This window comes from Nocardiopsis sp. JB363 (assembly GCF_900143625.1).
Taxonomy (GTDB): domain Bacteria; phylum Actinomycetota; class Actinomycetes; order Streptosporangiales; family Streptosporangiaceae; genus Nocardiopsis.
Genome location: NZ_FRFF01000202.1, coordinates 1 through 5,207, shown reverse-complemented (window position 1 = coordinate 5,207; position 5,207 = coordinate 1). Strand labels below are relative to the sequence as shown.

General features: G+C 65.6%; 6 protein-coding genes. 2 read left to right on the top strand and 4 right to left on the bottom strand.

Annotated elements, in window-relative coordinates:
- Nucleotides 1–234: 234 nt before the first annotated feature.
- Genes BQ8420_RS30860 through BQ8420_RS32520 form a run of 4 tightly spaced genes read right to left on the bottom strand, consistent with a single transcriptional unit; the run spans nucleotide 235 to nucleotide 3,244 of the window.
- A complete protein-coding gene (locus tag BQ8420_RS30860) occupies nucleotides 235–1,113 on the bottom strand; it encodes an aminoglycoside phosphotransferase (RefSeq protein WP_235006588.1) in 879 nt (292 codons plus the stop codon).
- Nucleotides 1,110–1,832: an aldo/keto reductase gene (locus BQ8420_RS30855; protein WP_200816161.1), complete on the bottom strand. Its 723-nt coding sequence runs from the start codon at nucleotides 1,830–1,832 to the stop codon at nucleotides 1,110–1,112. Before BQ8420_RS30855 ends, BQ8420_RS30860 begins: the two co-directional genes overlap by 4 nt.
- Before the next feature lie 5 nt (nucleotides 1,833–1,837).
- Nucleotides 1,838–3,058: a JmjC domain-containing protein gene (locus BQ8420_RS30850; RefSeq protein WP_087104038.1), complete on the bottom strand. Its 1,221-nt coding sequence runs from the start codon at nucleotides 3,056–3,058 to the stop codon at nucleotides 1,838–1,840.
- Between the two features lie 9 nt (nucleotides 3,059–3,067).
- Nucleotides 3,068–3,244 carry a hypothetical protein gene (locus BQ8420_RS32520; protein ID WP_200816160.1) on the bottom strand — a complete coding sequence of 59 codons (177 nt, stop codon included), beginning with the start codon at nucleotides 3,242–3,244 and terminating at the stop codon, nucleotides 3,068–3,070.
- A gap of 157 nt (nucleotides 3,245–3,401) precedes the next feature.
- Between BQ8420_RS32520 and BQ8420_RS30845 the strand changes: the two genes are divergently transcribed.
- Nucleotides 3,402–4,148, top strand: coding sequence for a helix-turn-helix transcriptional regulator (locus BQ8420_RS30845; protein WP_087104036.1), 747 nt, complete (start codon nucleotides 3,402–3,404; stop codon nucleotides 4,146–4,148).
- Nucleotides 4,149–4,156: 8 nt separating this feature from the next.
- Nucleotides 4,157–4,624 carry an NUDIX hydrolase gene (locus BQ8420_RS30840; RefSeq protein ID WP_087104034.1) on the top strand — a complete coding sequence of 156 codons (468 nt, stop codon included), beginning with the start codon at nucleotides 4,157–4,159 and terminating at the stop codon, nucleotides 4,622–4,624.
- Nucleotides 4,625–5,207: the final 583 nt, after the last annotated feature.

Here is a 5,207-nt window from a genome sequence, read left to right as displayed (position 1 = left end):
GCGCCCGCCCCTGCCCAGGCGCCCGCGCAGCCACCGCAAACCCCGCCGCCGCTCCCGCGCCGGATGGCACCTGTGCGGCTACACCCTGGCCACCGCCGCCGGAGCCCTCGCCTACCACTTGGCCACAGCCCTCTTGTGACCCCCACACCAACGGCCGCGCCGGGAGGTCCACTCCGGCGCGGCCGACGCTCTGGCTTCCTGGGGTCTGCGGAACCTCCTGAGCTCCAGCGCGGATCAGGGCATACGTACGAGCTCGGACAGGAGCGTGGCAGCGGTTGTGGCCATGACCTCGGTCAGAGGAAACTCCCGCCCCGCCCGCTTGCTGGCCCGTGCGACGTTCGCGCACAGCAGCAACCGACACAGAAGCCCGCTCCTGGTGGAGAACTGTTCAGCGAACTCCTCAAGTACCCTGTCCGCGACCTCGGGGACGCTGAGCGAAGCCGACCACAGACAAGCGGCGTCCCATCCGATCGGTGCCATCCCCCAGCTCTCCCAATCCAGGAACATCAAGTCCGGGCCGGTCAGGTTCGCGTACCCGAGGTCGCCGTGGGCGCACGCCCATTCGTCGTCCGGCACCCGGGTGTCGACCCCGATGCCGTAGACCTCGTGGATGCGTCGGGTCAGATGGGCCTGTTCCATGGCGACACGGTTGGTCTCGTGGGCCGCGAGGTTGGCCAGCCCTTGTGTCAGCTCAGCCCACCACTGTTGCGGCAACTGAGTATCAGGGGGCAGTTCGGCGGTGCTGGAGATGGCGGGCGAGGGCGCCAAAGCACTCTCCTCCGCCTTCCACACCACCCCACGTCCAGGGTCCGACCACGTGGCGGCCGCGATCCATTCGGGCTTGGGAACGCCGTGGACGAGCGCCGCCGCCTCTTCGGCCCCGGTCCAGGAAGGAACATCAACGCCTCTGTCCCGGCGCCAGGACAGCCGAACCCACGTGTGAGCAGCGGTCCGCCAGCCCGCGGTGCCGTTGACCCTGCTGTAGTGGGTGCGGTCCTGGAACAGGTGATGTCCCAGCCGCTTCTGGGCCTGGTCCACCACGTCGCTGATATCCACGGTCGACAGGTCGTCCAACGTGGCCAGCGGCGCGCTGTCCTGGGAGGGCGTGATCATGATGTTGTCCTGCTCCTTTCCGCTCTACGGCTCAACAGCGCGCGGTAGCGCTCGACCACCCTGGTGGAGACGTTCAGGGACTCAGCTTGCACGATCTCGGCCAGATGCGTTGCGGAAGTGGTTCCCACACACAGCTTCTCCACCGCTGGGATGGCGAAAGCCGCTGAGACCGCCGCTTGCACGGCAGTCCCCTTCTGGCTGGAGGAGAGGAACAGCGAAGTGTCGATCGTCGACCAGAGCGGATCTTCGGTGCTTCCCCCGAAGGGCGCCATCCCCCATACCCTGCGAGCCCGAACCTGCCGAGTGAGCCGTTCAGCGGCGTCGAGCGCGGGGGCCGGGACCCTGAGGCCCGCACGCACCATCACTATGTCCGGCTGAGGGATCGTCCATCGGTGCTCGGCCAGTTCTCGAGGATCCCAGGTGGAGAACCCCCAGGAGCGGCAGTATCCGGCGTCACGCATCTCCGCCAGGGCCTCGCAGGCTTTCTCGAAGCCTCCAACCGAACACTCCGGGTTGTGCAGCAGCACAGCGCTCGGGAGACGCCCGAGCACCTCGGGTATCTCCTGCACCGCGGCCCTCACCCGTTCCGCGTCGATATCGTGCCCGTCGGGAAAGAACCCGACCTTCGTGCTGATCTCGAAGGAACCGAGTAGTTCCCCCGCTACAGCGGCCAGGTTCCGGTGAGCAGTGAATCCCCGGTAGTTGTAGGCGGTGTCCAACCCGGTCACACCGAGTTCGAGGGCCCGTTCGAGTAGGTCACGGTCGGGACCAGACCGGTATAGCCCCAGGACAGTCCTTCGGTCAGGGGAGCGCATAGGCCTTCCTTGATCAGATGTGCGGCCACGGTCCTGAGGTCGTTGTCACCGTTGTCGAGATGAACCGGATGTCCTGACAACAGGGCGCGTAGCGCTGGTTCGGCACGCGGGTGGAAGGTGAGCTTCTTGCCGCCTGCGGCCACCTGAACAGTGCTGTCGGTAACGGTGATGGCGGGTGGGAACTCGGTGACGGCAGCCACATCCGTCTCTGCCAGCGCTCCGAACGCGTCCACCAAGGGCATGTGGCGCTGGGGCGGGGTGTCCGCGCGGAGCTGGTCGAGATATCCCGAGGGAGGGTTCCCCCGTGCCAGCTCAGCGAGCTTGGCCACCAGAACTTCATCGTCGATGGGACCACCGGTGCTCTCCAGGTCAGTGCGGAACTCCTCGTCGACACGGGCCGCGTCCGAGAGGAAGTTCGCCCACGTGACACCGGTCCGCTTGGTGATGCCGAATGTGGCGTGCAGAGAGTGCCCATCGCCGCCGGAGCCGACCCGGGTAGCGGTGTGCCACCAGCCGCGCGGGATGTGCATCACCTCCCCGGCGGACATGGTCCCCTCCCACACGACCTCCTCGGGCGCTTCCAGGTTCTGTTCGGCGTCCCGGTACATGGGCACCGGGCGCGCGGGACCTCGGACCTCCCATGACTTATCGCCCGAGAGCTGCACGGCGATGACGTCGTGGTCGTCCCAGTGAAGGTGAAAACCGGGGGTGTCGCCCACGGCCAGATAACAGTTGACCGAGACGAGTTCCCCCGACCACCAGCCCAGCGCCCGGCAGGCGACTTCCAGGGTCGGGTCGAAGGCGTCGACGCTGTCGAGAACAATGGTGCCGTCGTTGTTCAAGATGGCGCCCAGGGCGGCCATGTCCGCCTGCTGGACCGCTTGACGGCGCCGGTTGAGGGCCGTGGAGAGGTACCCGGAGGGATGGACCTCCTGCCCCTCGGAGTAACAGCGCAGCTGCGGGTTGGACAGGTGCCGGCGCTGGATCGTTTCCAACAGCCGGTAGGGGGTCATCAGTCGAGTGAGTAGTTCGGGGTCGGCCAGGGTTCCACGGGCGAAGGCGGTGCCCACGGAACCCGGCCCGTCCCAGCCGAGTGCCTTCTCGATGGCGGTGACGAACCGGTGTTCCATATTCCTCTCCTACTCCTTGGGAAGGTTCAGGTCACGGTTCTCGCCGTCGTCCCCCGCGCTGTTCTGGGAACTGGTGTGGTCGGAGTGCTCTGAACGGTGGCGGTCATGGGCCGTACCCACCTGTTCGATCAGGAGGAGGAGCCCGTCGTTTTCGGTAGCGGCGCTGGTGTGCGAAAGTTCGCCCACGTAACTGTCCTTTCTGCGAGGTTCGTTCCGCCCAGGAAGCGGCTCTGGGCCCTGAGAAGGGGAATCTCAGGTGGCGCCAGTCTTTCCACGCTCTCGGGACGTCGCTACCGCATGAAGGACGCCTCGAAGGACGTCCTGGCGTGCTAGAAACGTCCCCATGCCCCCCAACGAACAACTGCGCGCTTGTCTGGAGCGGTCCGGACACACGGCGGCGTCCCTTGCCGCGCACGTGGGCGCCGACCCCAAGACGGTGGCCCGCTGGATCAGCACCGGACGCGTTCCCCACCGCCGCAACGCCCACGCCGTAGCGCGTGCCCTTGATACAGAGGCCCAAGAATTGTGGCCCTCTCTGGAACAGGGGAACGAAAGCAGGGCAGGCACGGACAAGGGCCTGGTGACCGTTCACCGCCAACGCTCCGACGTATCGGCCGAGCAGTGGCAGGAAATGTTCGCGGCTGCCGAGAAGTCGATCGACATCCTGGTATACGCGGCCCTGTTCCTCCACGAGCAGATTTCCGACTGGAACGACCTGCTCAGAGACAGGGCCGAAGAGGGCGTCCATGTGCGTGTACTCATCGGAGACTCCGACTGTGAGGCCGTGCGTGTGCGCGGGGAGGAGGAGAACTTCGGGCACGGCATCCAGTCCCGATGCCACCTGGCCGCGATGCACTACTTGCCTTTGACGACAACGCCGGGAATCTCTGTGAGGGTGCACTCCACGACGTTGTACAACTCGCTCTACCGAGCTGATGACCAGATGTACGTCAACACGCACCTGTACGGGGTCAACGCCTACGGAAACCCGTTGTTGCGGCTGAAGCGAACCGCTTCCCGGGGGTTGTTCGACGCTTATGCCGCCAGTATGGACGCCGTATGGCGCGCCGCCCGACCACTTGAGGAGTGAATCAGCGCATGGCTCGTACCGAGTACTACGACGATCCGGAGGCGCCTGTCCCCAACAGCCTGGTGGTCGCGGCGAGCGCGGCCGTTGTCGATGACGAGGGGCGCTTGTTGTTGCAGCGGCGGGTGGACAACGGTCTGTGGGCGATGCCGGGTGGAGGGATGGAGATGACGGAGAGTCTTCCGCAGGCGGCTGTTCGGGAGGTGCGTGAGGAGACCGGCTATGAGGTCGAGGTGACCGGGGTGGTGGGCACCTACACCGATGCCCGGCACGTGATCGCCTACAGCGACGGGGAAGTGCGTCGCCAGTTCAACGTGTGCTTTCGAGCCCGCGTAGTGGGCGGGGAACGGCGGGTCAGCGACGAGTCCCACGAGGTGCGCTGGTTTTCCCCCGAGGAGGTGGTGGGGCTTCGGATGCACCACACCCAGCGGTTGAGAGTGGATCATGCCCTGGGGCAGAGCGCGCCCCACGCGGGCTGATCCCATCGCAAGGCTGTAGGGAACACCTCGGGTGGCGTTTGAGGAGAAGCCCCGCGTCCGTTACCTGGTGGGGGTGTGCCTGCAGCGCATGGATCTGTGCCAGCCGATCGAGGACTTCCTTCGTGGCCCGGTGAGCGCCGAGCAGCATGCCTCTGACCTGCGAAAAGCAGCTTAAAGATCACTGCTCCGTGTCCGATTGGACTTGACACATTCCGACGGGCTGAACCTTGACTGACGCGGCACTGGGGCTGTCGGGACGGATCCGTCCATCACCGAGATTCTATTGTTAACCCAGTTCACACGTAAACATGTAGATTGTTCCTGACGGGGCTACTGAGCCAGGCGCGACATAAGCAGGACGACCTGTGGAGGCGCGGGGTTTACCCAGGTAAGAACATGGTGTTGACAAAGGGTCGTTGGTCCCGAACCGTGCTGGTGTAGTGGGGAAGGATCGGGATGGTCCACCGAATTCGAGACCCCGGCTGGGCCCCGATGGGACGATCTCTCTGCGGTGTCCTGCTGTGCAGCGTCCGGGAGAGCACAGGACACACCCCCACCTACCCCGCCCCGGCCTCGATCCACC

What these genes read in the sequence shown, in the direction of transcription:
- BQ8420_RS30845 (WP_087104036.1), top strand. Translation starts at nt 3,402, where the DNA reads ATGCCCCCCAACGAACAACTGCGCGCTTGTCTGGAGCGGTCCGGACAC.
- BQ8420_RS30860 (WP_235006588.1), bottom strand. Translation starts at nt 1,113, where the DNA reads ATGATCACGCCCTCCCAGGACAGCGCGCCGCTGGCCACGTTGGACGAC.
- BQ8420_RS30840 (WP_087104034.1), top strand. Translation starts at nt 4,157, where the DNA reads ATGGCTCGTACCGAGTACTACGACGATCCGGAGGCGCCTGTCCCCAAC.
- BQ8420_RS30850 (WP_087104038.1), bottom strand. Translation starts at nt 3,058, where the DNA reads ATGGAACACCGGTTCGTCACCGCCATCGAGAAGGCACTCGGCTGGGAC.